The sequence below is a fragment of the Oharaeibacter diazotrophicus genome, from assembly GCF_004362745.1.
Lineage (GTDB): Bacteria > Pseudomonadota > Alphaproteobacteria > Rhizobiales > Pleomorphomonadaceae > Oharaeibacter > Oharaeibacter diazotrophicus.
The window spans coordinates 201,407-227,300 of record NZ_SNXY01000006.1 but is presented as its reverse complement, the minus strand read 5'-3'; the positions used below and the strand labels follow the sequence as shown (position 1 = coordinate 227,300).

Here is a 25,894-nt window from a genome sequence, read left to right as displayed (position 1 = left end):
TGGATAGGTGCGGCTACATAGCCGACACGGACGCCGAGGTCAACCGAAACGGGCCGGGATCAGGCGACGGTTTCGGCCAGGATCCCGGCGATTTCGCCGGTCACGGTATCCATCGGGGCCATGCCGTCGACCTGGCGCAGCAGGCCGCGCTCCCGGTAGAACGGCGTCAGCGCCGCGGTCAGGGCCCGGAACTCGTCGAGCCGCTTCACGAAGACCTCCGGGTTGTCGTCCTTGCGGACCGGCTGCCCGGAGGCCTTGGCCTGTTCGGCGCGGTTGACGATGCGGTCGACCAGCTTCGATTCGTCGACCTTGAACTCGATCACGGCGTCGAGCTTCAGCGCCTTCTCGGCGAGCATCGCCTCCAGCGCCTCGGCCTGGGCGACCGTGCGCGGGAAACCGTCGAGCACGAAGCCCGCCTTGGCGTCCGGCTCGTCGATTCGGTCGGCGACGATGCCGATCACGATGTCGTCCGAGACGAGCTGGCCGGCGTCCATGACCGCCTTGGCCTTCTTCCCGATCTCCGTGCCGGCGGCGACCGCCGCCCGGAGCATGTCGCCGGTGGACAGCTGCACGATGCCGTGGCGCTCCACCAGCCGCTGGGCCTGCGTTCCCTTGCCGGCACCCGGCGGACCGAGAAGAATGAGCCTCATCGACGTTTCCCTCTGAGCTTCGACTTCTTGATCAGCCCCTCGTACTGGTGGGCCAGGAGGTGACCCTGGATCTGCGCGACCGTGTCCATGGTCACGCTCACCACGATGAGGAGCGACGTGCCACCGAAATAGAACGGAACGCCGGTCGCCGAAATCAGAAATTCGGGTAAGAGACAAACCACCACGAGGTATATGGCGCCAAGCACGGTGATCCGCGTCAGCACGTAGTCGATGTACTGCGCGGTGCGCTCGCCCGGGCGGATGCCGGGGATGAAGCCGCCGTGCTTCTTCAGGTTCTCCGCGGTGTCGGTCGGGTTGAACACGATCGCGGTGTAGAAGAAGGCGAAGAACACGATCATGCCGGCGTAGAGCAGCATGTAGAGCGGCTGGCCGTGCGCCATCAGCGTGGTCAGCGTCTGCAGCCAGCCGCCGGCGGCGTCCGGCGGCGCGAAGCCGGCGATGGTGGCGGGAATCAGCAGGATCGACGAGGCGAAGATCGGCGGGATAACGCCCGAGGTGTTGAGCTTCAGCGGCAGGTGGCTCGAATCGCCCTGGAACATCCGGTTGCCGATCTGGCGCTTCGGATACTGGATGATCAGCCGGCGCTGGGCGCGCTCGACGAAGACGATGCCGGCGATGACGGCGACCGCGAGCACGAGGATGCCGAGAATCAGCGCCGTCGACATCGAGCCCTGGCGGCCGAGCTCCAGCATGTGGGCGAGCGCCACCGGCAGATTCGCGACGATGCCGGAGAAGATGATCAGCGAGGTGCCCTGGCCGATGCCACGGGAGGTGATCTGCTCGCCGAGCCACATCAGGAACATCGTGCCGCCGAGCAGGGTCAGCACGGTGGAGATCACGAAGAACGGGCCGGGATCGAGCACGATGCCGTTGCCGTTCTGCAGGCCGACGGCGATGCCGTAGGCCTGGACCGTGCCCAGCACCACGGTGAGGTACCGGGTGTACTGGTTCATCTTCTTGCGGCCGGCCTCGCCCTCCTTCTTCAGCGTCTCGAGCTGCGGCACCACGCTGGTGAGCAGCTGGACGATGATCGAGGCCGAGATGTACGGCATGATGCCGAGGGCGAAGATCGCCATGCGGCCGATCGCGCCGCCGGCGAACATGTTGAACAGCCCGAGCATGCCGCTGCTCTGCTGGTTGAACGCCTGCTCGAGCGCCTGGAGGTTGATCCCCGGCAGGGGCACGTAGGTGCCGAGCCGGTAGACGATGAGGGCGCCGAGGGTGAACCAGATCCGCTTCTTGAGCTCTTCCGCCTTGGCGAAGGCTCCGAAGTTGAGGTTCGCAGCAAGCTGTTCTGCCGCAGAGGCCATGTCTCACTCCGTCCGCACAGGGACTGTCGCGTCGGTCGATCGGAACGCGCCGGCCCCGTCGAGGGCGGCCGGGCGAACCGGCTGTGTGCTGCGCGCTGGGCCCATATAGCCCCTCGCCGCGGACGTGATAAGCCCCCGGGTGCGCCCTGCGACCGTTCCGGCGTGCGGAAACGGTGCGGGCGCGCCCGGGGGCTCTCGTCCGATCAGGCCTCGGCGGTGGCCGAGACGAGTTGGGTGAGCGTGCCGCCCGCCTTCTCGATGGTCGCGGCGGCCGGAGCCGACGCGCCGGCGACCTGGAAGGTCAGCGCGGCGGTGAGCTCGCCACCGAGGATCCGGACGCCGTCCTTGACGCGGCGGATCAGGCCGGCGGCCTTCAGCGCCTCGGCGGTGACCGGCGCGCCCTTGTCGAGCTTGCCGGCGTCGACCGCCGCCTGGATCTTCGACAGGCCGACCTCGTTGAGGTCGAGCGCGAAGATGTTGGTGAAGCCGCGCTTCGGCAGACGGCGATGCAGGGGCATCTGGCCGCCTTCGAAGCCCTTGATGGCCACGCCGGTGCGGGACTTCTGACCCTTGACGCCCCGGCCGCCGGTCTTGCCCTTGCCGGAACCGATGCCGCGACCGACGCGCATGCGTTCCTTGGTCGCGCCTTCGTTGTCCTTGAGCTCGTTGAGCTTCATGTTCTCGATCCTTCCGACCGGGTGGTTTCTCAGGCCTCGTCCACGACGCGGACGAGATGCTGGACCTTCGCGATCATGCCGCGGACCGCAGGCGTATCCTCGAGCGTGGACACGCGATGCAGTTTGTTGAGGCCGAGACCGACCAGCGTAGCGCGCTGGTCCGCCGGGCGGCGCTGCGGGCTGGCGACCTGGACGATCGTCACGGTCTTGCCCGCTTCAGTGGTGATGGCCATGGGTGTCGATCCTTTGGAACGGGACGGGCGGGGACGGCGGACGACCGCCCTCCCCTCGCGCGTCAGCCTTCGGCGGCCACGGCGTCCGGATCCACGTCGCGGCGGCGCGACTGCAGGACCGACACCTTGAGGCCACGGCGGGCGGCCACGGAGCGCGGGCTGTCCTCGGCCCCGAGGGCCGCGAAGGTGGCGCGCACCATGTTGTACGGGTTCGACGAACCGAGCGACTTCGCGACGATGTCCTGGACGCCCAGGGTCTCGAACACGGCGCGCATCGGGCCGCCGGCGATGATGCCGGTACCGGCCGGGGCGGCGCGGAGGTGGACGCGGCCCGCGCCCCAACGTCCGGAGACGTCGTGGTGCAGGGTGCGGCCCTCGCGCAGCGGCACGCGGACCAGGGCGCGCTTGGCCGCCTCGGTCGCCTTGCGGATCGCCTCGGGAACCTCGCGAGCCTTGCCGTGGCCGTAGCCGACGCGGCCCTTCTGGTCGCCGACGACGACGAGGGCGGCGAAGCCGAAGCGCCGGCCGCCCTTCACCACCTTGGCGACGCGGTTGATGTGCACCAGGCGGTCGACGAATTCGCTGTCGCGCTCCTCGTCGCGGCCGCGACCACCGTCCCGGTTGTTGCGTTCACGTTCAGCCATTTTGATCTCTCTCGGGTCGGTGGCGTCAGAAGTCGAGACCGCCCTCGCGGGCGGCATCGGCGAGCGCCTTCACGCGGCCGTGGAACAGGAACTGACCGCGGTCGAACACGACCTTGGTCACGCCGGCGGCGAGCGCACGGGCGGCGATGAGCTTTCCGACGGCGGCGGCCGCATCCTTGTCGGCGCCGGTCTTGAGCCCCTCGCGGAGTTCCTTGTCGATGGTGGAGGCCGACGCCAGGGTGCGGCCCTGGGTGTCGTCGATCACCTGCGCGTAGATGTGCATCGACGAGCGGTGCACCGAGAGACGCGGACGACCGTTGGCCGCCGCCTTGACGGCACGGCGCACGCGGGCGCGGCGCCGATCGTCACCAGTGAGCTTTGCCATGGGTCGCCCCTTACTTCTTCTTGCCTTCCTTACGGACGATGAACTCGCCCGCATACTTCACGCCCTTGCCCTTGTAGGGCTCGGGGCCGCGGAAGTCGCGGATCTCGGCCGCGACCTGACCCACCCGCTGCGCGTCGATGCCGGAGATCGAGATCTCGGTCGGCTTCGGCGTCACGATGCTGATCCCGTCGGGGATCGGGTAGGTGATGTCGTGGCTGTAGCCCAGCGACAGCTGCAGGTTCTTGCCCTGGACCGCGGCCTTGTAGCCGACGCCGCTGATCTCGAGCTTCTTCTCGAAGCCCGAGGTGACGCCCTTGACGAGGTTGGCGATCTGCGTGCGGGACATGCCCCAGCTCGAACGGGCGAGCTTGGACTCGTCACGCGGGGTGACCTGGATCGAGCCGTCCTCGGCCTTCTCGGCCGTGACGTACTCGTTGAGGTTGAACGTAAGCGTACCCTTGGGGCCCTTGACCGAGACGGTCTGGCCCGCGATCTCGGCCGTGACCCCCTTGGGGACGGGAACGGCCTTCTTGCCAATGCGCGACATGATGGTTGTCCGTTTCCAGTCTGAGGTCAGAAGACCCGGCAGAGAATCTCGCCGCCGACGTTCTGCTCGCGGGCGTCGTGGTCCGCCATCACGCCCTTCGGCGTGGAGAGGATCGACACGCCGAGGCCGTTGGCCACGCGCGGCAGGTTCTTGACGGAGGCGTAGACGCGGCGGCCCGGCTTGGAGACGCGCTCGATCGTACGGATGACGGGCTGGCCGTCGTAGTACTTCAGCTCGATCTCGAACTCGGCGCGACCGTCGGCTTCGACGGCGGCGTAGCCGCGGATGTAGCCCTCGGCGGTCAGGACGTCGAGCACGCGCTTGCGCAGGCTGGAAGCCGGCGTCAGCACCTTCGACATCTTGCGCATCTGGGCATTGCGGATGCGGGTGAGCATGTCACCCAAAGGATCGGTCATCGACATGGGACCGTTCTCCTCACCAGCTCGACTTCACAAGGCCCGGGATGAGGCCGGCGGAACCCAGCTCACGCAGGGCGATGCGGCTCATCTTGAGCTTGCGGTAATAGGCGCGCGGACGGCCCGTGACTTCGCAGCGGTTGCGCACGCGCACCTCCGCGGAGTTGCGCGGCAGCTCGGCCAGCTTCAGCGTCGCCGCGAAGCGCTCCTCGATGGGGAGCTCGCGGTTGTCGACGATCGCCTTCAGCGCGTCGCGCTTTCCGGCATAGCGCTTCGCCAGGGCCTGGCGGCGCTTGTTCTTTTCGATGGCGCTCTTCTTAGCCATTGGTCCGAACCCTTCTCGTCACTGCCGGAACGGGAAATTGAAGGCCTTGAGAAGCGCGCGCGCCTCGTCGTCGGTCTTCGCCGTCGTGCAGACGATGATGTCCATTCCCCAGACCTGGTCGACCTTGTCGTAGTTGATCTCGGGGAAAACGATGTGCTCCTTCACGCCCATGGCGAAATTGCCACGGCCGTCGAAGGACTTCGGGTTCAGACCGCGGAAGTCGCGCACGCGCGGCAGCGCGATCGTGACGAGACGGTCGAGGAACTCGTACATGCGGGTGCGCCGCAGCGTCACCTTGCAGCCGATGTTCATGCCTTCGCGCACCTTGAAGGTGGCGATCGAGGTGCGGGCCTTGGTGATGACGGGCTTCTGGCCGGCGATCAGGGTGAGGTCACCCACGGCCGACTGGATCTTCTTGCCATCACCGACGGTCTCGCCGACGCCCATGTTCAGGACGATCTTCTCGATCGACGGCACTTCGAGAGCATTCTTGTAGCCGAACTGCTTGACCATTTCGGCGCGGATGGTCTCGTCGTAGACGCGCTTGAGACGCGGAACGTAGTTCGCCTCAGCCATCGATCAGATCTCCGGAACGCTTGGCGACGCGGACCTTGCGGCCGTCGTCGAGAACCTTGAAGCCGACGCGGGTGGCCTTGCCATCCTTGGGGTCGGCGATCGCGAGGTTCGAAAGGTGGATCGCCGCTTCCTTGGCGACGATGCCGCCCTCGGTCTGGGCGGTCTGGCGGGTGTGGCGCTTGACGATGTTGACGCCACGGACGACCGCGCGCTCGTCGGAGGGACGAACCTCGACGACCTCGCCGGTCTTGCCCTTGTCCTTGCCCGCGAGGACGACGACCTTGTCGCCCTTCTTGATCTTGGCGGCCATGGTTACAGAACCTCCGGAGCCAGCGAGATGATCTTCATGTGGTTCTTCGCGCGGAGCTCGCGCGGAACCGGTCCGAAGATACGGGTCCCGATGGGTTCCTTCTGATTGTTGATCAAAACGGCGGCGTTCCGGTCGAACCGGATCACCGAGCCGTCCGGGCGACGGATGTCCTTGGCCGTGCGGACCACGACCGCCTTCATCACGTCACCCTTCTTCACGCGGCCGCGCGGGATGGCTTCCTTGATGGAGACGACGATGATGTCGCCCACCGAGGCATACTTCCGCTTCGCGCCGCCGAGCACCTTGATGCACATGACACGACGGGCGCCGGAGTTGTCCGCCACGTCGAGGTTTGTTTGCATCTGAATCATGGGTTGGCCGCCTTATCTCTCAGGCCCACGGGGGCGTATCCGTACCCCCGGGGAAAAAACTCTGTTCTTCTTGGCCCGCCGTCAGCTGGCTTCGACCGCACCGAGAACGATCCAGCGCTTGGTCTTGGAGATGGGACGGCTCTCCTCGATGGAGACGACGTCGCCGACCTTGAACTGGTTGGTCTCGTCGTGCGCCTGGTACTGCTTGGTACGGCGCACGGTCTTCTTCAGGACGGGGTGGGTGAAGCGACGCTCCACCTTGACCACCACCGTCTTGTCGGTCTTGTCGCTGACGACGACGCCCTGCAGGATGCGCTTCGGCATTGTCGTCTCCCTCACGCGGTCGCGGCGGTGCGCTTCGCGCGCATCGCCGTCTGGATGCGGGCGATGTCGCGGCGCACGGCCCGAACGCGGGACGTGTTCTCGAGCTGGCCAGTCGCCTTCTGGAAGCGCAGGTTGAACTGCTCCTTCTTCAGCTTGGCCAGCTCGTCGTCGAGCTGGTCGGGCGTCATCGCCCTGACATCGGTCGCCTTCATGGTCTTGTCGTCCTCGGAATGTCTCCGGTGATACCCTTCGGGATCACTCGGCGATGCGCTGCACGAAGCGCGTCTTGATCGGGAGCTTCGCGGCGCCCAAACGAAGGGCCTCACGTGCAACATCTTCGGGCACGCCGTCAAGCTCGAACATGATGCGACCGGGCTTGACACGGCACGCCCAGTATTCCGGGGAGCCCTTGCCCTTGCCCATGCGCACTTCGGTCGGCTTCTTGGAGACCGGCACGTCCGGGAAGACGCGGATCCAGACCCGACCCTGACGCTTCATCTGGCGGGTGATCGCGCGGCGGGCCGCCTCGATCTGCCGCGCGGTGACGCGCTCGGGCTCCATCGCCTTCAGACCGAAGGCGCCGAAGTTCAGGTCGAAGCCACCCTTGGCGACGCCGTGGATGCGGCCCTTGAAGGCCTTGCGGAATTTGGTTCGCTTCGGCTGAAGCATTTCGAACTCCTAAGTCCTTCGGTCAGCGGGCGCCGTCGCCGTCGCGGTCGCGACGACGGCCGCGGCCCTCGCGGTCACGATCGCCACGGCGGTCGTCGCGCTCGCGGCGACGCTCGCCGCCCGACGGACCGTCGTTGCCGCCCTCGAGCGCACGGCGCTCGGAGGCCATCGGGTCGTGCTCGAGGATCTCGCCCTTGAACACCCAGACCTTGAGGCCGTTGGTGCCGTAGGCGGTGTGCGCGGTGGCGATGCCGTAGTCGATGTCCGCACGGAGGGTGTGCAGGGGCACGCGGCCCTCGCGGTACCACTCCAGACGGGCGATCTCGGCGCCGCCGAGACGGCCGCCGGCGTTGATGCGGATGCCCTCGGCGCCGAGGCGCATGGCCGACTGCACGGCGCGCTTCATGGCGCGACGGAAGGCGACGCGGCGCTCCAGCTGCTGGGCGATCGAGGCGGCGATCAGGTTCGAATCGGTCTCGGGCTTGCGAACCTCGACGATGTTGAGGTGCACTTCCGAGTCGGTCATCGTGCCGATCTTCTTGCGCAGCTTCTCGATGTCCGCACCCTTCTTGCCGATCACCACGCCCGGACGGGCCGAGTGGATGGTGACGCGGCACTTCTTGTGCGGACGCTCGATCACGACCTTGGAGACCGCGGCGGCCTTCAGCTCCTCGAGGAGGAACTTGCGGATCGCCAGGTCCTCGTGCAGCAGCTTGCCGTACTCGTTCTTGCCGGCGAACCAGCGCGAATCCCAGGTACGGTTGATGCCGAGACGGAGACCGATCGGATTGACTTTGTGACCCATCAGGCGGTCTCCTCGACTTCGCGAACCACGATCGTGAGGTTCGAGAACGGCTTCTGGATGGCGCCGACGCGGCCGCGGGCCCGCGGGGAGAAGCGCTTCATGACGAGCGCCTTGCCCACGTAGGCCTCCTTGACGACGAGCGAGTCGACGTCGAGGTCGTGGTTGTTCTCGGCGTTGGCGATCGCGGACTCGAGCGTCTTCTTGACGTCGACGGCGATGCGCTTCTTCGAGAAGGCGAGATCGGCGAGCGCCACGTCCACCTTCTTGCCGCGGATCAGCGCCGCGACCAGGTTGAGCTTCTGCGGGCTCACCCGGAGCGACCGGGTCACCGCCCTCGCCTCGTTGTCGGCGAGCGAGCGTTCGCGCTTCGGCTTGCCCATGTTACTTCCTCTTCGCCTTCTTGTCGGCGCCGTGGCCGTAGTAGGTCCGGGTCGGCGCGAACTCGCCGAACTTGTGACCCACCATGTCCTCGTTGACCGAGACGGGGATGTGCTTCTGGCCGTTGTAGACGCCGAACGTCAGCCCGACGAACTGCGGCAGGATCGTGGAGCGGCGGCTCCAGATCTTGATGACTTCGCTACGGCCGCTCGAGCGCGACGCATCCGCCTTCTTGAGGAGGTAGCCGTCGACGAACGGACCTTTCCATACCGAACGAGACACGGTCGTTCCTCTCTGTTACTGCGTCTTCTTGCGCGCGTGACGGCTGCGCACGATGAACTTGTCGGTCGACTTGTTCGAGCGCGTCTTCTTGCCCTTGGTCGGCTTGCCCCACGGGGTGACCGGGTGACGGCCGCCCGACGTGCGACCCTCGCCACCGCCGTGCGGATGGTCGATCGGGTTCATCGCGACGCCGCGGACGGTCGGACGCTTGCCGAGCCAGCGGTTGCGGCCGGCCTTGCCGATCGAGACGTTGGCGTGGTCCGGGTTGGACACCGCGCCGATCGTCGCGAAGCAGCCGCCGAGCACCTTGCGCTGCTCACCGGAGTTGAGGCGCAGGATCGCGTAGCCCTGGTCACGGCCGACGAGCTGGGCGTAGGAACCGGCGGAGCGGGCGATCTGACCGCCCTTGCCGATCTTCAGCTCGACGTTGTGGACCAGCGTGCCGACCGGAATGGCCGACAGCGGCATGGCGTTGCCCGGCTTGACGTCGGCCTGGGCCGACGCGACCACCGTGTCGCCGACCGCCAGGCGCTGCGGCGCCAGGATGTAGGCGAGCTCGCCGTCCTCGTACTTGATCAGGGCGATGAAGCCCGTACGGTTCGGGTCGTACTCGAGCCGCTCCACCTTCCCCGGCACGTCGAGCTTGCGACGCTTGAAGTCGATGATGCGATACGAGCGCTTGTGCCCGCCGCCGCGCTGGAACGCGGTCACGCGGCCGTGGTTGTTGCGGCCGCCGGTCTTGTTGAGACCGACGGTCAGCGTCTTGACCGGCGCGCCCTTGTGGAGCTCGGAGCGATCGACCAGGACCAGCTGACGCTGGCCCGGGGTCGTCGGATTGAAAGTCTTCAGTGCCATGTTCGTCCCGAGGCTCCCGTCAGAGGCCCGTCGTGATGTCGATGGCTTGGCCCTCTTCGAGGGTCACGATCGCCTTCTTCACGTCGGACTGGGAACCGAGGGTCCCCTTGAAGCGCTTCACCTTGCCCTTGCGCACGAGCGTGTTGACGCTCTTCACCTTGACCGAGAACAGCGCCTCGACGGCGGCCTTGATCTCGGGCTTGGTGGCGGTCTTGGCGACGTTGAAGACCACCTTGTTGCTCTCCGCCAGGATCGTCGCCTTCTCGGTGATGACCGGCGTGCGGATGACGTCGTAGTGCTTCAGGTTGCTCATTTGAACCGCTCCTCGAGCGCAGAGACGGCGGCCTTGGTGAGCACCAGCGTGTCGCGCCGCAGGATGTCGTAGACGTTGATGCCCTGGATCGGCAGCACGTCGACGTCACGCAGCGCGCGGGCGGCGAGGCGGAACTCCGCCTGCGGCTCGGCGCCGTCGACGATCAGCACGTTGCTGAGGCCGAGGGCGGCCAGCTTGCCCGCCAGCACCTTGGTCTTCGGCTCGGACACGGCCTGGTCGAGGATGACCAGGCTCGAGGTCTGCGCCTTGGACGACAGGGCGAGCTTCAGGCCGAGCGCGCGCACCTTCTTCGGCAGGTCGTGGGCGTGGGAGCGCACCACCGGGCCGAAGGCCTTGCCGCCGCCGCGGAACTGCGGAGCCGCCTTGTTGCCGTGACGGGCGCCACCGGTGCCCTTCTGGCGGTACATCTTCTTGCCGGTCTTGCTGATCTCCGTACGGGTCAGCGTCTTGTGGGTACCGGCCTGACGCTTGGCGAGCTGCCAGCGCACGACGCGCTGCAGGATGTCGGCGCGCGGCTCGAGACCGAAGATCTCGTCGGCGAGCGCGACCGTGCCGGCGGGGGCGCCGTCGAGGGTCTTGACTTCGAGTTCCATCACTCACCTGCCTCCGCCGCAGTGGCCTCGGCCGCCGGGGCGGTCGTTTCGGCGGGCTTGCGGAACTTGCCCGGGGTCGGAACGCCCTCGGGGAGCTTCTTCTTGACCGCGTCGCGGACCAGGATCCAGCCGCCCTTGGCGCCCGGAACCGCACCCTCGACCAGGATCAGACCGCGCTCGACGTCGGTGCGGACGATCTTGAGGTTCTGGGTGGTCACGCGCTCGTCGCCCAGGTGACCGGCCATCTTCTTGTTCTTGAAGACCTTGCCGGGATCCTGGCGCTGACCGGTCGAACCGTGGACGCGGTGCGACAGCGAGTTGCCGTGGGTCGCGCGGCCGCCGCTGAAGTTCCAGCGCTTCATGACGCCGGCGAAGCCCTTGCCGATGCTCGTGCCGGTGACGTCGACGTACTGGCCCTCGAGGAAGTGGTCGGCGGTGATCTCCGCTCCCACCTCGATGAGGTTCTCCGGCGACACGCGGAATTCCGCGAGTTCGCGCTTCGGCTCGACCTGGGCGGCCGCGAAGTGACCGCGCATCGGCTTGGTCACGTTCTTGACGCGGATCGAACCGGCACCGAGCTGCAGCGCGGTGTAGCCGTTCTTTTCTTCGGTGCGTTGGGCGACGACCTGGCAGTTCTCGAGCTTGAGAACCGTCACGGGGACGTGCTCGCCCGCGTCGTTGTAGACGCGGGTCATGCCCACCTTCTGTGCGATGACACCTGAGCGCATGGCGTTCACTTCCTACCCGGCTCGTCTCAGAGCTTGATCTCGACGTCCACGCCGGCCGCGAGGTCGAGCTTCATCAGCGCGTCCACGGTCTGCGGGGTCGGATCGATGATGTCGAGGAGGCGCTTGTGGGTGCGCATCTCGAACTGCTCGCGGCTCTTCTTGTCGATGTGCGGCGAGCGGTTGACGGTGAACTTCTCGATACGGGTCGGAAGCGGTACCGGGCCACGGACCTGGGCGCCGGTGCGCTTGGCCGTGTTGACGATCTCGCGCGTCGACGCATCGAGGATGCGGTGGTCGAACGCTTTGAGACGGATGCGGATATTCTGGCCGTTCATGGTCTTGACTACCTCGGCGACAGGAGCACGGGCACGAGACCCGTGCCCCCTTCGGCCTTATTCGATGATCGAAGCGACGACGCCGGCGCCGACGGTGCGGCCGCCTTCGCGGATGGCGAAGCGGAGCTTCTCTTCCATCGCGATGGGGACGATCAGCTTGACGGTCATCGACACGTTGTCGCCGGGCATCACCATCTCGGTGCCTTCCGGCAGCGTGCAGATGCCGGTCACGTCCGTGGTGCGGAAGTAGAACTGCGGACGATAGTTGGTGAAGAACGGCGTGTGGCGGCCGCCCTCTTCCTTGGTCAGGATGTAGGCCTCGGCCTTGAACACCGTGTGCGGCGTCACCGAGCCCGGCTTGCACAGCACCTGGCCGCGCTCGACGTCCTCGCGCTTGGTGCCGCGCAGCAGCGCGCCGATGTTGTCGCCCGCCTGACCCTGGTCGAGCAGCTTGCGGAACATCTCGACGCCGGTGATGGTCGTCTTCACCGTCGGACGGATGCCGACGATCTCGACTTCCTCACCCACCTTGACGATGCCGCGCTCGACGCGGCCGGTCACCACCGTGCCGCGGCCCGAGATCGAGAACACGTCCTCGATCGGCATCAGGAACGGCTGGTCGATCGGACGCTCCGGCTGCGGGATGTAGGCGTCGACCGCCTGCATCAGCTGCAGCACCGCGTCGTGGCCGAGCGCCGGGTTGGTGCCCTCGAGCGCGCACAGCGCCGAGCCCTTGATCACCGGGATGTCGTCGCCGGGGAAGTCGTAGGACGACAGCAGCTCGCGGACCTCGAGCTCGACGAGCTCCAAGAGCTCCGGATCGTCGACCATGTCGACCTTGTTCAGGAACACCACCAGCGCCGGCACGCCGACCTGACGGGCCAGCAGGATGTGCTCGCGGGTCTGCGGCATCGGGCCGTCGGCCGCCGAGCACACCAGGATCGCGCCGTCCATCTGGGCCGCGCCGGTGATCATGTTCTTCACGTAGTCGGCGTGGCCCGGGCAGTCCACGTGCGCGTAGTGACGGTTCTGCGTCTCGTACTCGACGTGCGCCGTGTTGATCGTGATGCCGCGCGCCTTCTCTTCCGGCGCAGCGTCGATCTGGTCGTACGCCTTGAACGTCGCACCGCCCGTCTCCGCCAGCACCTTCGTGATCGCCGCCGTCAGCGACGTCTTGCCGTGGTCGACGTGGCCGATCGTGCCGATGTTGCAGTGCGGCTTCGTGCGGCTGAACTTTTCCTTGGCCATCGGATTACTCCATCATCTCGTCAGTTGCAGGTCCGGGGTGGCGGGGTTCAGGCGTACTTCGCCTGAACCTCCTGGGCCACGGCGGCCGGGACCTGCTCGTAGTGGTCGAACTGCATGGTGTAGCTGGCGCGACCCTGGCTCATCGAGCGGAGCTGGTTCACGTAGCCGAACATGTTGGCCAGCGGCACGAAGGCCGTGATGACATTCGCGTTGCCGCGCATGTCCTGACCCTGGATCTGGCCGCGGCGGGAGTTGAGGTCGCCGATCACCGAACCGACGTATTCCTCGGGGCTCACGCACTCGACCTTCATGATCGGCTCGAGCAGCGCCGGCGCAGCCTTCTCGAAGGCTTCGCGGAGCGCGGCACGGGACGCGATCTCGAAGGCGATCGCCGAGGAGTCGACCTCGTGGTAGGCGCCGTCGATCAGCGTCACCTTGATGTCGACCACCGGGAAGCCGGCGATCGGGCCGGCGCCGAGGACCGAGTTGAGGCCCTTCTCGACGCCCGGGATGAACTCCTTCGGCACCACGCCGCCGACGATCTTGTTCTCGAACGTGAAGCCGGCGCCGACCTCGTTCGGCTCGACCACGAACTTGACGCGGGCGAACTGACCGGTGCCGCCGGTCTGCTTCTTGTGGGTGTAGTCGATCTCGGTCGACTTGCGGATCGTCTCGCGGTACGCGACCTGCGGGGCGCCGACGTTCACCTTGATGTTGTGCGGGGCGCGACGCAGGATGTCGATCTTGATGTCGAGGTGCAGCTCGCCCATGCCCTTGATGATGGTCTGGCCGGACTCGCTGTCCGTGCTGACGCGGAAGGACGGATCCTCCGAGGCCAGCTTGAACAGGGCGACGGTCAGCTTCTCCTGCTCCGACTTCGTGGCGGCCTCGACGGCCATCTCGATGACGGGATCGGGGAACTCCATCTTCTCCAGGATCACCGGCTTCTGCGGGTCGCAAAGGGTGTCACCGGTGCGCGAGTCCTTCAGACCGACGAAGGCGACGATGTCGCCGGCGTAGGCCTCTTCGATGTCCTCGCGGGAGTTGGCGTGCATCAGGACCATGCGGCCGATGCGCTCGCGCTTGTCCTTGGTGGAGTTCAGCAGCGAGACGCCCTTCTGCAGGGTGCCCGAGTAGATGCGCGCGAAGGTCAGGACGCCGAACGGGTCCTCGATGATCTTGAACGCGAGCATCGACAGCGGCTCGGCGTCGGTCGAGTGCCGGACGATCTCCTCGCCCGTCTTGACGTCGATGCCCTTGGTCGGCGGCACGTCGACCGGCGACGGCAGATAGTCGACCACCGCGTCGAGGAGCGTCTGCACGCCCTTGTTCTTGAAGGCCGAACCGGCGAGCACCGGGAACCACGCCGAGATCTGGACCGCCTTGCGGATCAGACGCTTCAGCGTCGCCTCGTCGGGCTCGGTGCCCTCGAGGTAGGCTTCCATCGCGGTGTCGTCGAGCTCGACCGCGGCCTCGATCAGCTCGCCGCGGGCGGCGGTCGCCTTGTCGATGAGGTCGGCCGGGATCTCCTCGTCGTGGAACTTGGCGCCGAGGGACTCGTCCTCCCAGATCACCGCCTTCATGCGAACGAGATCGATGATCCCCTTGAAGTTGTTCTCGGCACCGATCGGCAGCTGGATCGGGACGGGGCGCGCGCCGAGGCGCACCTTGATGTCCTGGATGCAGTTGTCGAAGTTCGCGCCCGTCTTGTCCATCTTGTTGCAGAAGACGATACGGGGCACGCGGTACTTGTCGCCCTGGCGCCAGACGGTCTCGGTCTGGGGCTCGACACCCTGGTTGGAGTCGAGCACGCACACCGCACCGTCGAGCACGCGCAGCGAACGCTCGACTTCGATGGTGAAGTCGACGTGGCCGGGGGTGTCGATGATGTTCAGGCGCTTGCCGTTCCAGAACGTCGTCGTGGCGGCGGAGGTGATCGTGATGCCGCGCTCCTGCTCCTGCTCCATGTAATCCATGGTCGCAGCGCCGTCGTGGACTTCGCCGATCTTGTGGGACTTGCCGGAGTAGTAGAGGATCCGCTCGGTCGTCGTCGTCTTGCCCGCGTCGATGTGGGCCATGATGCCGAAGTTGCGGTAGTCCTCGATTTTATGCGTGCGAGGCATGATCGTCTCCGCCTGAAGCCTGAATTACCAGCGGTAGTGCGAGAACGCGCGGTTGGCTTCCGCCATCCGGTGGGTGTCCTCGCGCTTCTTCACGGCGGTGCCGCGGTTGTTGGAGGCGTCCATGAGCTCGCCCGACAGGCGGTCGACCATGGTCTTCTCGTTGCGGCCGCGCGCGGCCGAGATCAGCCAGCGGATCGCGAGCGCCTGACGACGCTCGGTGCGAACCTCGACCGGAACCTGGTAGGTGGCACCGCCGACGCGCCGCGAACGGACCTCGATCTGCGGCATCACGTTGTGCAGGGCCTGATGGAAGACCTGCAGCGGGTTCTGCCGGGTGCGGCCCTCGACCTGATCGAGGGCGCCGTAGACGATCGCCTCGGCGACCGACTTCTTGCCGTCCTTCATGATCGAGTTCATGAACTTGGAAACGACGAGATCGCCGAACTTCGGATCGGGATTGATCTCGCGCTTCTCGGCACTGTGACGACGGGACATGCCTTAACGTCTCCGACTTGAATTCTGGAGTGGACCGAAGGAGGCCGGGCGGCCGATCACTTCGGACGCTTCGCGCCGTACTTGGAGCGACGCTGCTTGCGGTTCTTGACGCCCTGGGTGTCGAGCACGCCGCGCAGGATGTGGTAGCGCACGCCCGGAAGGTCCTTGACGCGACCGCCGCGGATCATGACGACCGAGTGTTCCTGCAGGTTGTGACCCTCGCCCGGGATGTAGCCGATCACCTCGAACCCGTTGGTGAGACGCACCTTGGCGACCTTGCGGAGAGCCGAGTTCGGCTTCTTCGGGGTCGTCGTGTAGACGCGGGTGCAGACGCCGCGCTTCTGCGGGCACGCCTCGAGATGGCGGGCCTTCTCGCGGTACACCGGCGCGGTGCGCGGGTTGCGGATCAGCTGGTTGATCGTCGGCATACTTCACCTTCAATCTCGTCGGCCCGGCCTTCGAAGTGGCGCCACCGGACCGTTGTCATTCGTTGTGGAGCCACACGATCCACGCGATGGCGCGAACCCGGCGGTCTCCGACCCGTTTTCCCGCATGCCGCACGTCCGTTTGCACAAAACGAAGCGCGCCTACCCGGGGAAGCCCACGGGCGGCGCTGCGGAATGCAGAGGACCAACACCCTTTCGGGGTGCCGATCGTGCGTGCAACAGCTATCTCACCATCGGATCGAGGGGCAGCGTCTAGGCACTCTGCTTCGGTCGCTTTGGGCGCTCCCGAAGCTACAGTCCCTACGGGCCTGCCCTTCAGTGGCGCGGAACATAGTCGGGCGTCCCGTCATCGTCAAGCACGGATCCCCGGATTTCGGCGCTTTCCGGGGGCCGCAGGGCGGCCATGCCGCGCGAAATCGGCATTCCCGGCCCATCGAAGGCCGCCGATCGCGCCCGCGTACCGTCCGGATCGGCCTGCGGACCCGACTCCGGCGCCCGCGCCGGTCGGGAATCGCCCGATTCCCGTCTCGCCGCGACTCGACTCGGTAGCCGCCACCGTTCGCCGGGCGACTCGGAGGAGCCCCGGAATGCGCGAAGGGGCCCCGTCGCCGGAGCCCCTCCCCTGATCGTCGATCCCCGGCCGAGGGTCACTCGGCCGAGCCGAGGTCCACTCGGCCGCGCCGAGGGTCACTCGGCCGGGGTCTGCATCTCCATCACGTCGCCCACGGGCACGCCGGAGCCCTCGCCGAGGGCGTCCTTGCGGCGCTCCTCGAGGATCAGCTCGTCGCGCCGGGTGGCGACCTGGCGGATGCGGTTCATCATGCCGCCGGTGCCGGCCGGGATCAGACGGCCGACGATGACGTTCTCCTTGAGGCCTTCCAGGGTGTCGGTCTTGCCGTTGACCGCCGCCTCGGTGAGGACGCGGGTGGTCTCCTGGAACGACGCCGCCGAGATGAACGAGCGGGTTTGCAGCGACGCCTTGGTGATGCCGAGCAGCACCGGGTGGGCGATCGCCGGCTTCTTGCCCTCTTCGACCGTCCGGGCGTTGATGTCGTCGAGCTCGATGCGGTCGACCTGGTCGCCGCCCATCAGGTCGGTGTCGCCGCCGTCGGTGACCTCGACCTTCTGCAGCATCTGGCGGACGATCACCTCGATGTGCTTGTCGTTGATCACCACGCCCTGGAGCCGGTAGACCTCCTGGATCTCGTTGACGAGGTAGGCCGCGAGAGCCTCCACGCCCTTGATCGCCAGGATGTCGTGCGGCGCCGGGTTGCCGTCGACGATGTAATCGCCCTTCTCCACGACGTCGCCTTCCTGGAGATGGAAGTGCTTGCCCTTGGGGATCAGGTATTCCTTGGGCTCCAGCGACGCGTCGTGCGGCTCGATGATGACGCGGCGCTTGTTCTTGTAGTCGCGGCCGAAGCGGATCGTGCCGTCGATCTCCGCGATGATCGCGTGATCCTTCGGACGACGGGCCTCGAACAGCTCGGCGACGCGCGGCAGACCGCCGGTGATGTCGCGGGTCTTGGCGCTCTCCAGCGGGATACGCGCCAGCACGTCGCCGGCGTGCACCGTCGCGCCCGGCTCGACCGAGAGGATCGAGTCGACCGAGAGCAGGTAGCGGGCGTCACCGCCCTTCGACAGCTTCAGGATCTTGCCGTCGGCGCCCTTGACCACCATCGCCGGCTTCAGGTCCGACGTGCGCGAGGAGCCGCGCCAGTCGATGACGACGCGCTTGGTGATGCCGGTCGCCTCGTCGGCGGTCTCCGACACCGAGGCGCCCTCGACCAGATCCTCGAAGCCGACCACGCCCTCGACCTCGGTGAGCACCGGACGGGTGTACGGGTCCCACTCGGCGACGCGCTGGCCGCGCTTGATCTTGTCGCCGTCGTCGACGTGCAGGCGCGCACCGTAGGTGACGCGGTGGGTCGAACGCTCGTTGCCGGCGTCGTCCACCACCACGACCGCGAGGTTGCGGCCCATGGCGATCAGCTTGCCGTCGGAGTCGCGCACCACGTTGCGGTTGCGGATCCGGACCGTGCCCTCGAAGTTCGACTCGATGAACGACGAGTCGACCACCTGCGCCGTGCCGCCGATGTGGAACGTGCGCATGGTGAGCTGGGTGCCCGGCTCGCCGATCGACTGCGCCGCGATGACGCCCACGGCCTCGCCCATGTTGACGGGCGTGCCGCGCGCGAGGTCGCGACCGTAACACTTGGCGCAGACGCCGAGCTTGGTCTGGCAGGTCAGCACCGAGCGGATCTTGACCGACTGGATGCCGGCCTTCTCGACCTTCTCGACGTCGCGCTCCTCGATCAGCTTGCCCTTGGGCACCACGACCTCGCCGGTGGCGGGGACGGTGATGTCCTCGGCCGCGGTGCGGCCCAGGATGCGGGCGCCGAGCGTGGCGACCACCTGACCGGCGTCGACGATCGCCTGCATGCGCAGGCCCTCGTCGGAGGCGCCACAGTCGACCTCGGTGATGATGCAGTCCTGCGCCACGTCGACGAGACGACGGGTCAGGTAGCCCGAGTTGGCGGTCTTCAGCGCGGTGTCGGCCAGACCCTTGCGGGCGCCGTGCGTCGAGTTGAAGTACTCGAGAACGGTCAGGCCTTCCTTGAAGTTCGAGATGATCGGCGTCTCGATGATCTCTCCGCTAGGCTTCGCCATCAGGCCGCGCATGCCGGCGAGCTGCTTCATCTGAGCCGGCGAACCACGGGCGCCCGAATGGCTCATCATGTAGATCGAGTTCATCGGACGGGTGCGGCCGGCGTCGTCCTTGCGGACGGCCGAGATGCGCTTCATCATCTCGTCGGCGACGCGGTCGGTGCACTTGGCCCAGGCGTCGACGACCTTGTTGTACTTCTCGCCCTGGGTGATCAGGCCGTCGGAGTACTGCTGCTCGTAGTCGTTGACGAGGGCGCGGGTCTCCTCGACGAGATTGTGCTTCGTCTCGGGGATGACCATGTCGTCCTTGCCGAACGAGATGCCCGCGTTGCAGGCCTCGCGGAAGCCGAGCGCCATGATGCGGTCGCAGAAGATGACCGATTCCTTCTGACCGCAATGCCGGTAGACGGCATCGATCATCCCGGAGATCTTCTTCTTCGTCATCAGCTCGTTGCAGAGGTCGAACGGCACCGCGTGGTGCTTCGGCAGAAGCTCCGCGATCTTCATCCGGCCCGGGCTGGTCACGTAGATCTTCGACGTGACGTTGCCGTCCTTGTCGACGCCGCGATAGCGGCCGCGGATCTTGGTGTGCAGCGTCACCGCGCCGGTGTCGAGCGCGTGCTGCAGCTCGCCCATGTCGGAGAACACCATGTCCTCGCCCGGCTCACCCTCGTTCATGATCGAGAGGTAGTAGAGGCCGAGCACGATGTCCTGCGACGGCACGATGATCGGCGCGCCGTTCGCGGGGTGCAGGATGTTGTTCGTCGACATCATCAGGACGCGCGCTTCCAGCTGGGCCTCGAGGCTCAGGGGAACGTGCACGGCCATCTGGTCGCCGTCGAAGTCCGCGTTGAAGGCAGAGCAGACCAGCGGGTGCAGCTGGATCGCCTTGCCCTCGATCAGCACCGGCTCGAAGGCCTGGATGCCGAGGCGGTGCAGCGTCGGGGCGCGGTTCAGCATAACCGGATGCTCGCGGATCACCTCGTCGAGGATGTCCCAGACCTCCGGGCGCTCCTTCTCGACGAGCTTCTTCGCCTGCTTCACGGTCGACGAGTAGCCCTTGGCGTCGAGCCGCGAGTAGATGAACGGCTTGAACAGCTCGAGCGCCATCTTCTTCGGCAGGCCGCACTGGTGCAGCTTCATCTCCGGGCCGACCACGATGACCGAACGGCCGGAGTAGTCGACGCGCTTGCCGAGCAGGTTCTGGCGGAAGCGGCCCTGCTTGCCCTTCAGCATGTCGCTGAGCGACTTCAGCGGACGCTTGTTGGCGCCCGTGATGACGCGGCCGCGGCGGCCGTTGTCGAACAGCGCGTCCACCGCCTCCTGAAGCATGCGCTTCTCGTTGCGGATGATGATGTCGGGCGCGCGCAGCTCGATCAGCCGCTTCAGGCGGTTGTTGCGGTTGATGACGCGGCGGTAGAGGTCGTTGAGGTCGGAGGTCGCGAAGCGGCCGCCGTCCAGCGGGACCAGCGGGCGCAGGTCCGGCGGGATGACCGGGATCACCGACATCACCATCCACTCCGGCTTGTTGCCGGATTCGATGAAGGCCTCGATGATGTTGACGCGCTTGGCGAGCTTCTTCGGCTTCAGCTCGGAGGTCGACTCGGCGATCTCCTGGCGCAGGCGCTCGGCCAGCTTGGCGAGGTTCAGCGACTGCAAGAGCTCGCGGATCGCCTCGGCGCCGATCAGGGCCGTGAACGAGTCCTCGCCGTACTCGTCCTGGGCGCGCATGTACTCCTGCTCGCTGAGCAGCTGGTGCAGCTTCAGCGGGGTGAGACCGGGCTCGGTGACGACGTAGTGTTCGAAGTAGAGGATGCGCTCGAGGTCCTTGAGCGGCATGTCGAGCAGCAGGCCGATGCGGCTCGGCAGCGACTTCAGGAACCAGATGTGCGCGACAGGCGCGGCGAGCTCGATGTGGCCCATGCGCTCGCGGCGCACGCGGCTCAGCGTCACCTCGACGCCGCACTTCTCGCAGATGACGCCCTTGTACTTCATGCGCTTGTACTTGCCGCACAAGCACTCGTAGTCCTTGATCGGTCCGAAGATGCGCGCGCAGAACAGGCCGTCACGCTCGGGCTTGAACGTGCGGTAGTTGATGGTCTCGGGCTTCTTGATCTCGCCGTAGGACCACGAAAGGATCTTTTCCGGGCTCGCGATCGAGATCTTGATCTGGTCGAAGGTCTGTACGGGAGCCTGCGGGTTGAAAAGGTTCATGACCTCTTGGTTCATCGGCTCTCTCTCCTCGAATGCGGGCCGGTCGCGGGTCTCTGCCGCAGATGACCAGGACCGCCGCATGAATCTGTCTGCGGCTTCGGACGAAGCCGGCCGCCCGATCCCCTCACATGGGGTCCGGGCGGCCAGAATGCTCGTCCGTCTCTCACGAACTCACGGCGCGGCGGATCACTCCGCCGCGTCGGCCGGGCGGTCGGCGTCCAGGACGCCGGCGCGCTCCTTCGAGTTCACCAGCTCGACGTTGAGGCCGAGCGAGCGCATCTCCTTGACCAGCACGTTGAAGCTCTCGGGGATGCCGGCCTCGAAGCTGTCGTCGCCGCGGACGATCGCCTCGTAGACCTTGGTGCGGCCGGCCACGTCGTCCGACTTCACCGTCAGCATCTCCTGGAGCGTGTAGGCCGCGCCGTAGGCCTCGAGCGCCCAGACCTCCATCTCGCCGAAGCGCTGGCCGCCGAACTGCGCCTTGCCGCCCAGCGGCTGCTGGGTGACGAGCGAGTAGGGGCCGATCGACCGGGCGTGGATCTTGTCGTCCACGAGGTGGTGCAGCTTCAGCATGTAGATGTAGCCGACGGTGACCTTGCGGTCGAACGACTCGCCGGTCCGGCCGTCGTAGAGCGTCGACTGGCCCGAGGTGTGCAGGCCCGCCTTCTTCAGGAGGTCGACCACGTCCGGCTCGCGGGCGCCGTCGAAGACCGGCGTCGCGATCGAGACGCCCTTCTTGACCTGCTCGGCGAGACGCACCACCGCCTCGTCGTCGAACTCGCGGACCTTCTCGGTCTTGGGCGAGCCCTCGAAGGTGTCGACGATGCGCTCGCGCAGCGGCTCGATGGCGCCGGACTGCCGGTAGGCGTCCAGCATCTCGCCGATCTTGCGGCCCATGCCCGCGCAGGCCCAGCCGAGGTGGGTCTCGAGGATCTGGCCGACGTTCATGCGCGAGGGCACGCCGAGCGGGTTCAGCACGATGTCGACGTGGGTGCCGTCCTCGAGGAACGGCATGTCCTCCACCGGCACGATCCGCGACACGACACCCTTGTTGCCGTGACGGCCGGCCATCTTGTCGCCCGGCTGGATCTTGCGCTTCACCGCCACGAAGACCTTGACCATCTTCATGACGCCCGGCGGCAGCTCGTCGCCGCGCTGCAGCTTCTCGACCTTGTCGATGAAGCGCTGCTCGAGGCGCTTGCGGCTCTCGTCGTACTGCTTGCGCAGCGCTTCGATCTCCGCCATCTGCGCGTCGTCGGCGACGGCGAACTGCCACCACTGCGAGCGCGGATACTCCTCCAGGCGCTCCTGGTCGAGCTCGGTGTCCTTGCGGAATCCCTTCGGGCCGGCGACGCCGACCTTGCCGGACAGCATGGCGGCGAGACGACCGTAGACGTTGCGGTCGAGGATCGCCTGCTCGTCGTCGCGGTCCTTGGCGAGGCGCTCGATCTCCTCGCGCTCGATCGCCATGGCGCGCTCGTCCTTCTCGACGCCGTGGCGGTTGAAGACGCGCACTTCGACGATCGTGCCGGTCACGCCCGGGGGCACCCGCAGCGAGGTGTCGCGCACGTCCGACGCCTTCTCGCCGAAGATGGCGCGGAGCAGCTTCTCCTCCGGCGTCATCGGGCTCTCGCCCTTCGGCGTGATCTTGCCGACCAGGATGTCGCCGGCCTGGACGTCGGCGCCGATGTAGACGATGCCGGCTTCGTCGAGGTTCTTCAGCGCCTCTTCCGACACGTTCGGAATGTCGCGCGTGATCTCCTCCGGACCGAGTTTGGTGTCACGGGCCATCACCTCGAACTCGTCGATGTGGATGGACGTGAACACGTCCTCGCCGACGATCTTCTCGGAGAGGAGGATCGAGTCCTCGAAGTTGTAGCCGTTCCAGGGCATGAACGCGACGAGCACGTTGCGGCCGAGGGCGAGGTCGCCGAGGTCCGTCGACGGGCCGTCGGCGATGATGTCGCCCTTCTCCACCACGTCGCCGACGCGCACCAGCGGACGCTGGTTGATGCAGGTCGACTGGTTGGAGCGCTGGAACTTCATCAGTCGGTAGATGTCGACGCCGGACTTCGAGGGGTCGAGGTCCTCGGTCGCCCGGATGACGATACGGGTGGCGTCGACCTGGTCGACCACGCCGCCACGGCGGGCGCCGATGGCCGCACCGGAGTCGCGCGCCACCACCGGCTCCATGCCGGTGCCGACGAACGGGGCCTCGGCGCGCACCAGCGGAACCGCCTGACGCTGCATGTTCGAGCCCATCAGGGCGCGGTTGGCGTCGTCGTTCTCGAGGAACGGGATCAGCGCCGCGGCGACCGAGACGAGCTGCTTCGGCGACACGTCCATGAAGTCGACGCGGTCCGGCGTCACGAGCACGTTCTCGCCGGCCTGACGGCAGACGACGAGGTCCTCGGTCAGCTTGCCCGACGCGTCGAACTCCACGTTCGCCTGGGCGACCGTGTACTTCGATTCCTCCATCGCGGAGAGGTAGATCACCTCGTCCGTGACGCGGCCGTCGACGACCTTGCGGTAGGGGCTCTCGATGAAGCCGTACTTGTTGACGCGGGCGAAAGTCGCCAGCGAGTTGATCAGGCCGATGTTCGGGCCTTCCGGCGTCTCGATCGGGCAGATGCGGCCGTAGTGCGTCGGGTGCACGTCGCGCACCTCGAAGCCGGCGCGCTCGCGGGTCAGACCGCCCGGGCCGAGGGCCGAGAGACGACGCTTGTGCGTGATCTCCGAGAGCGGGTTGGTCTGGTCCATGAACTGCGACAGCTGCGACGAGCCGAAGAACTCGCGCACGGCGGCCGCCGCCGGCTTGGCGTTGATCAGGTCCTGCGGCATGACCGTGTCGATGTCGACCGAGGACATGCGCTCCTTGATCGCGCGCTCCATGCGCAGGAGGCCGACGCGGTACTGGTTCTCCATCAGCTCGCCGACCGAGCGGACGCGGCGGTTGCCGAGGTTGTCGATGTCGTCGATCTCGCCCTTGCCGTCGCGCAGCTCGACGAGCGTGCGGATGACCGCGAGGATGTCCTCCTTGCGCAGCACGCGGACGGTGTCCGGGCACTTGAGGTCGAGGCGCATGTTCATCTTCACGCGGCCGACCGCGGAGAGGTCGTAGCGCTCGGCGTCGAAGAACAGCGACTGGAACATCGCCTCGGCGGTGTCCACGGTCGGCGGCTCGCCCGGGCGCATCACCCGGTAGATGTCGAACAGGGCCTCTTCGCGCGTCTCGTTCTTGTCGACCGAGAGCGTGTTGCGGATGTAGGCGCCGGTGTTGACGTGGTCGATGTCGAGCAGCGGGAGCTCGTCGTAGCCGAGATCCTTCAGCAGCGTCATCATCTTGGGCGTGATCTCTTCGCCGGCCTCGGCGTAGATCTCGCCGGTGCCGTAGTTGACCACGTCCTCGGCGAGGTAGAGACCCTCGAGATCCTCGTCGGTCACCTTCAGGGCCTTGAGGCCCTTGTCGGCGAGCTGGCGGGCGGCGCGGGCGGTCAGCTTGCGACCGGCCTCGACCACGACCTCGCCGGTGTCGGCGTCGACGAGGTCGCCGACGGCCTTCATGCCCTTCATGCGCTGGGCGTCGTAGGGCATCCGCCACCCGCCCTTGTCGCGGGTGTAGAGGATTTTGTTGTAGAAGGTGCCGAGGATCTCCTCGCCGTCGAGCCCGAGCGCGAACAACAGCGACGTCACCGGGATCTTCCGGCGCCGATCGATGCGCGCGTAGACGATGTCCTTGGCGTCGAACTCGATGTCGAGCCAGGAACCGCGGTACGGGATGATGCGGGCGGCGAACAGCAGCTTGCCCGAGGAGTGCGTCTTGCCCTTGTCGTGGTCGAAGAACACGCCCGGCGAGCGGTGCATCTGCGAGACGATCACGCGCTCGGTGCCGTTGACGATGAAGGTGCCGTTGTCCGTCATGAGCGGCATGTCGCCCATGTAGACGTCCTGCTCCTTGATGTCCTTGACGGACTTGGCGCCGGTGTCCTCGTCCACGTCGAACACGATCAGCCGCAGCGTCACCTTGAGCGGCGCGGCGAAAGTCATGCCGCGCTGGCGGCACTCGTCGACGTCGTACTTCGGCGGCTCGAACTCGTAGCGGACGAACTCGAGATACGCGGTGCCCGCGAAGTCCGAGATCGGGAACACGGACTTGAAGACCGACTGCAGACCCTCGTCCGCCCGGCCGCCCTTCGGCTCCTCGACCATCAGGAACTGGTCGTAGGACGCCTTCTGGACCTCGATCAGGTTCGGCATTTCCGCGACTTCGCGGATGTCGCCGAAGAACTTGCGGATCCGCCTGCGGCCGTTGAAAGTCTGCGCCATCGCTTTCCTCGTTTCCCCGGATCGGCTGTCCGGAACCCTTCCCGCCCCGCCTCTGGGCCGCGGAAGCGCTCGGGACAGCCCCGATCCCCGAACACTCGGAGAACGGACCGCTCCGGATCCGCTCCGATTCGGGCCGAATGATGGCCCGTTCCAAAATGCATGCGGGGGCGGCCCGCTTCCAGGCCGCCCGCCGCGAAACGCGTGGGGTCGATTACTTGACGTCGACCTTCGCGCCGGCCTCTTCGAGCTGCTTCTTGAACTTGGCGGCGTCGTCCTTGGAGACGGCCTCCTTGACCGGCTTGGGAGCGCCCTCGACCAGGTCCTTGGCCTCCTTGAGGCCGAGGCCGGTGATCGCGCGCACTTCCTTGATCACGTTGATCTTCTTGTCGCCGGCGTCGACGAGGATGACGTCGAACTCGGTCTTCTCTTCCTCGACGACGGCCGGGGCGGCGGCGCCACCGCCGGCGGCGGCCACGGCGACCGGAGCCGCGGCGGACACGCCCCACTTCTCCTCGAGCATCTTCGACAGCTCGGCCGCCTCGAGGACGGTGAGGGCGGACAGCTCGTCGACGAGCTTGGACAGATCAGCCATTTTCTACTTCCTTCA

General features: G+C 66.7%; 30 protein-coding genes. All 30 read right to left on the bottom strand.

Annotation, left to right across the window (positions count from 1 at the left end; all coding sequences use genetic code 11):
• Window positions 1–59 precede the first annotated feature (59 nt).
• Window positions 60–650: an adenylate kinase gene (locus EDD54_RS01235; RefSeq protein WP_126537335.1), complete on the bottom strand. Its 591-nt coding sequence runs from the start codon at window positions 648–650 to the stop codon at window positions 60–62.
• Window positions 647–1,981, bottom strand: a complete 1,335-nt coding sequence (gene secY, locus EDD54_RS01230; RefSeq protein WP_126537337.1) for a preprotein translocase subunit SecY — start codon at window positions 1,979–1,981, stop codon at window positions 647–649. The genes EDD54_RS01235 and secY overlap by 4 nt, the downstream gene beginning before the upstream one ends.
• 203 nt (window positions 1,982–2,184) lie before the next feature.
• A complete protein-coding gene (gene rplO / locus EDD54_RS01225) occupies window positions 2,185–2,658 on the bottom strand; it encodes a 50S ribosomal protein L15 (RefSeq protein WP_126537339.1) in 474 nt (157 codons plus the stop codon).
• 29 nt (window positions 2,659–2,687) lie between these two features.
• A complete protein-coding gene (gene rpmD, locus EDD54_RS01220; protein WP_126537341.1) occupies window positions 2,688–2,891 on the bottom strand; it encodes a 50S ribosomal protein L30 in 204 nt (67 codons plus the stop codon).
• Between the two features lie 62 nt (window positions 2,892–2,953).
• Complete coding sequence (gene rpsE, locus EDD54_RS01215) at window positions 2,954–3,535, bottom strand: 30S ribosomal protein S5 (protein WP_126537343.1); 582 nt, start codon at window positions 3,533–3,535, stop codon at window positions 2,954–2,956.
• Window positions 3,536–3,560: 25 nt separating this feature from the next.
• A complete protein-coding gene (gene rplR, locus EDD54_RS01210) occupies window positions 3,561–3,920 on the bottom strand; it encodes a 50S ribosomal protein L18 (RefSeq protein WP_126537345.1) in 360 nt (119 codons plus the stop codon).
• A gap of 10 nt (window positions 3,921–3,930) precedes the next feature.
• Window positions 3,931–4,467 carry a 50S ribosomal protein L6 gene (rplF, locus tag EDD54_RS01205; RefSeq protein WP_126537347.1) on the bottom strand — a complete coding sequence of 179 codons (537 nt, stop codon included), beginning with the start codon at window positions 4,465–4,467 and terminating at the stop codon, window positions 3,931–3,933.
• Between the two features lie 26 nt (window positions 4,468–4,493).
• Entirely contained in the window at window positions 4,494–4,889 is a 396-nt protein-coding gene (gene rpsH / locus EDD54_RS01200) for a 30S ribosomal protein S8 (protein ID WP_126537349.1), read from the bottom strand.
• 13 nt (window positions 4,890–4,902) lie between these two features.
• On the bottom strand, window positions 4,903–5,208 hold the full coding sequence (rpsN, locus tag EDD54_RS01195; RefSeq protein WP_126537351.1) for a 30S ribosomal protein S14: 306 nt from the start codon (window positions 5,206–5,208) through the stop codon (window positions 4,903–4,905).
• A gap of 18 nt (window positions 5,209–5,226) precedes the next feature.
• The gene (rplE, locus tag EDD54_RS01190) at window positions 5,227–5,784 is read right to left on the bottom strand and encodes a 50S ribosomal protein L5 (RefSeq protein WP_126537353.1); all 558 of its coding nucleotides are present in this window, start codon (window positions 5,782–5,784) and stop codon (window positions 5,227–5,229) included.
• The gene (gene rplX, locus EDD54_RS01185; RefSeq protein ID WP_126537356.1) at window positions 5,777–6,094 is read right to left on the bottom strand and encodes a 50S ribosomal protein L24; all 318 of its coding nucleotides are present in this window, start codon (window positions 6,092–6,094) and stop codon (window positions 5,777–5,779) included. The genes rplE and rplX overlap by 8 nt, the downstream gene beginning before the upstream one ends.
• Before the next feature lie 2 nt (window positions 6,095–6,096).
• Window positions 6,097–6,465 carry a 50S ribosomal protein L14 gene (rplN, locus tag EDD54_RS01180; RefSeq protein ID WP_126537358.1) on the bottom strand — a complete coding sequence of 123 codons (369 nt, stop codon included), beginning with the start codon at window positions 6,463–6,465 and terminating at the stop codon, window positions 6,097–6,099.
• Between the two features lie 81 nt (window positions 6,466–6,546).
• On the bottom strand, window positions 6,547–6,789 hold the full coding sequence (gene rpsQ, locus EDD54_RS01175) for a 30S ribosomal protein S17 (RefSeq protein WP_126537360.1): 243 nt from the start codon (window positions 6,787–6,789) through the stop codon (window positions 6,547–6,549).
• A gap of 11 nt (window positions 6,790–6,800) precedes the next feature.
• A complete protein-coding gene (rpmC, locus tag EDD54_RS01170; RefSeq protein ID WP_126537362.1) occupies window positions 6,801–7,001 on the bottom strand; it encodes a 50S ribosomal protein L29 in 201 nt (66 codons plus the stop codon).
• Window positions 7,002–7,044: 43 nt separating this feature from the next.
• Entirely contained in the window at window positions 7,045–7,458 is a 414-nt protein-coding gene (gene rplP / locus EDD54_RS01165; protein WP_126537364.1) for a 50S ribosomal protein L16, read from the bottom strand.
• A 22-nt stretch (window positions 7,459–7,480) separates the two neighbouring features.
• Window positions 7,481–8,263, bottom strand: a complete 783-nt coding sequence (rpsC, locus tag EDD54_RS01160; protein WP_126537366.1) for a 30S ribosomal protein S3 — start codon at window positions 8,261–8,263, stop codon at window positions 7,481–7,483.
• Entirely contained in the window at window positions 8,263–8,643 is a 381-nt protein-coding gene (gene rplV / locus EDD54_RS01155; protein WP_126537368.1) for a 50S ribosomal protein L22, read from the bottom strand. The genes rpsC and rplV overlap by 1 nt, the downstream gene beginning before the upstream one ends.
• A gap of 1 nt (window position 8,644) precedes the next feature.
• Window positions 8,645–8,923 (bottom strand): 30S ribosomal protein S19, encoded by a 279-nt coding sequence (rpsS, locus tag EDD54_RS01150; RefSeq protein ID WP_126537370.1) that lies wholly within the window; start codon window positions 8,921–8,923, stop codon window positions 8,645–8,647.
• A 15-nt stretch (window positions 8,924–8,938) separates the two neighbouring features.
• Entirely contained in the window at window positions 8,939–9,778 is an 840-nt protein-coding gene (gene rplB, locus EDD54_RS01145) for a 50S ribosomal protein L2 (RefSeq protein WP_126537372.1), read from the bottom strand.
• Window positions 9,779–9,797: 19 nt separating this feature from the next.
• Window positions 9,798–10,091 (bottom strand): 50S ribosomal protein L23, encoded by a 294-nt coding sequence (locus tag EDD54_RS01140; protein WP_126537374.1) that lies wholly within the window; start codon window positions 10,089–10,091, stop codon window positions 9,798–9,800.
• Window positions 10,088–10,705: a 50S ribosomal protein L4 gene (gene rplD / locus EDD54_RS01135; RefSeq protein WP_126537376.1), complete on the bottom strand. Its 618-nt coding sequence runs from the start codon at window positions 10,703–10,705 to the stop codon at window positions 10,088–10,090. The genes EDD54_RS01140 and rplD overlap by 4 nt, the downstream gene beginning before the upstream one ends.
• A complete protein-coding gene (gene rplC, locus EDD54_RS01130; protein ID WP_126537378.1) occupies window positions 10,705–11,433 on the bottom strand; it encodes a 50S ribosomal protein L3 in 729 nt (242 codons plus the stop codon). The genes rplD and rplC overlap by 1 nt, the downstream gene beginning before the upstream one ends.
• A 26-nt stretch (window positions 11,434–11,459) precedes the next feature.
• Complete coding sequence (gene rpsJ / locus EDD54_RS01125; RefSeq protein WP_026782425.1) at window positions 11,460–11,768, bottom strand: 30S ribosomal protein S10; 309 nt, start codon at window positions 11,766–11,768, stop codon at window positions 11,460–11,462.
• Window positions 11,769–11,825: 57 nt separating this feature from the next.
• Window positions 11,826–13,016, bottom strand: coding sequence for an elongation factor Tu (tuf, locus tag EDD54_RS01120; protein WP_126537249.1), 1,191 nt, complete (start codon window positions 13,014–13,016; stop codon window positions 11,826–11,828).
• 47 nt (window positions 13,017–13,063) lie between these two features.
• Window positions 13,064–15,139: an elongation factor G gene (gene fusA / locus EDD54_RS01115; protein ID WP_126537381.1), complete on the bottom strand. Its 2,076-nt coding sequence runs from the start codon at window positions 15,137–15,139 to the stop codon at window positions 13,064–13,066.
• Between the two features lie 24 nt (window positions 15,140–15,163).
• Window positions 15,164–15,634, bottom strand: coding sequence for a 30S ribosomal protein S7 (rpsG, locus tag EDD54_RS01110; protein WP_126537382.1), 471 nt, complete (start codon window positions 15,632–15,634; stop codon window positions 15,164–15,166).
• A gap of 56 nt (window positions 15,635–15,690) precedes the next feature.
• Window positions 15,691–16,062 (bottom strand): 30S ribosomal protein S12, encoded by a 372-nt coding sequence (gene rpsL, locus EDD54_RS01105; RefSeq protein WP_126537383.1) that lies wholly within the window; start codon window positions 16,060–16,062, stop codon window positions 15,691–15,693.
• Between the two features lie 705 nt (window positions 16,063–16,767).
• On the bottom strand, window positions 16,768–20,976 hold the full coding sequence (rpoC, locus tag EDD54_RS01100) for a DNA-directed RNA polymerase subunit beta' (protein ID WP_126537384.1): 4,209 nt from the start codon (window positions 20,974–20,976) through the stop codon (window positions 16,768–16,770).
• A 171-nt stretch (window positions 20,977–21,147) separates the two neighbouring features.
• Window positions 21,148–25,287 carry a DNA-directed RNA polymerase subunit beta gene (rpoB, locus tag EDD54_RS01095; RefSeq protein ID WP_126537385.1) on the bottom strand — a complete coding sequence of 1,380 codons (4,140 nt, stop codon included), beginning with the start codon at window positions 25,285–25,287 and terminating at the stop codon, window positions 21,148–21,150.
• A 211-nt stretch (window positions 25,288–25,498) separates the two neighbouring features.
• Window positions 25,499–25,879 carry a 50S ribosomal protein L7/L12 gene (gene rplL / locus EDD54_RS01090; RefSeq protein WP_126537386.1) on the bottom strand — a complete coding sequence of 127 codons (381 nt, stop codon included), beginning with the start codon at window positions 25,877–25,879 and terminating at the stop codon, window positions 25,499–25,501.
• Between the last annotated feature and the right edge of the window lie 15 nt (window positions 25,880–25,894).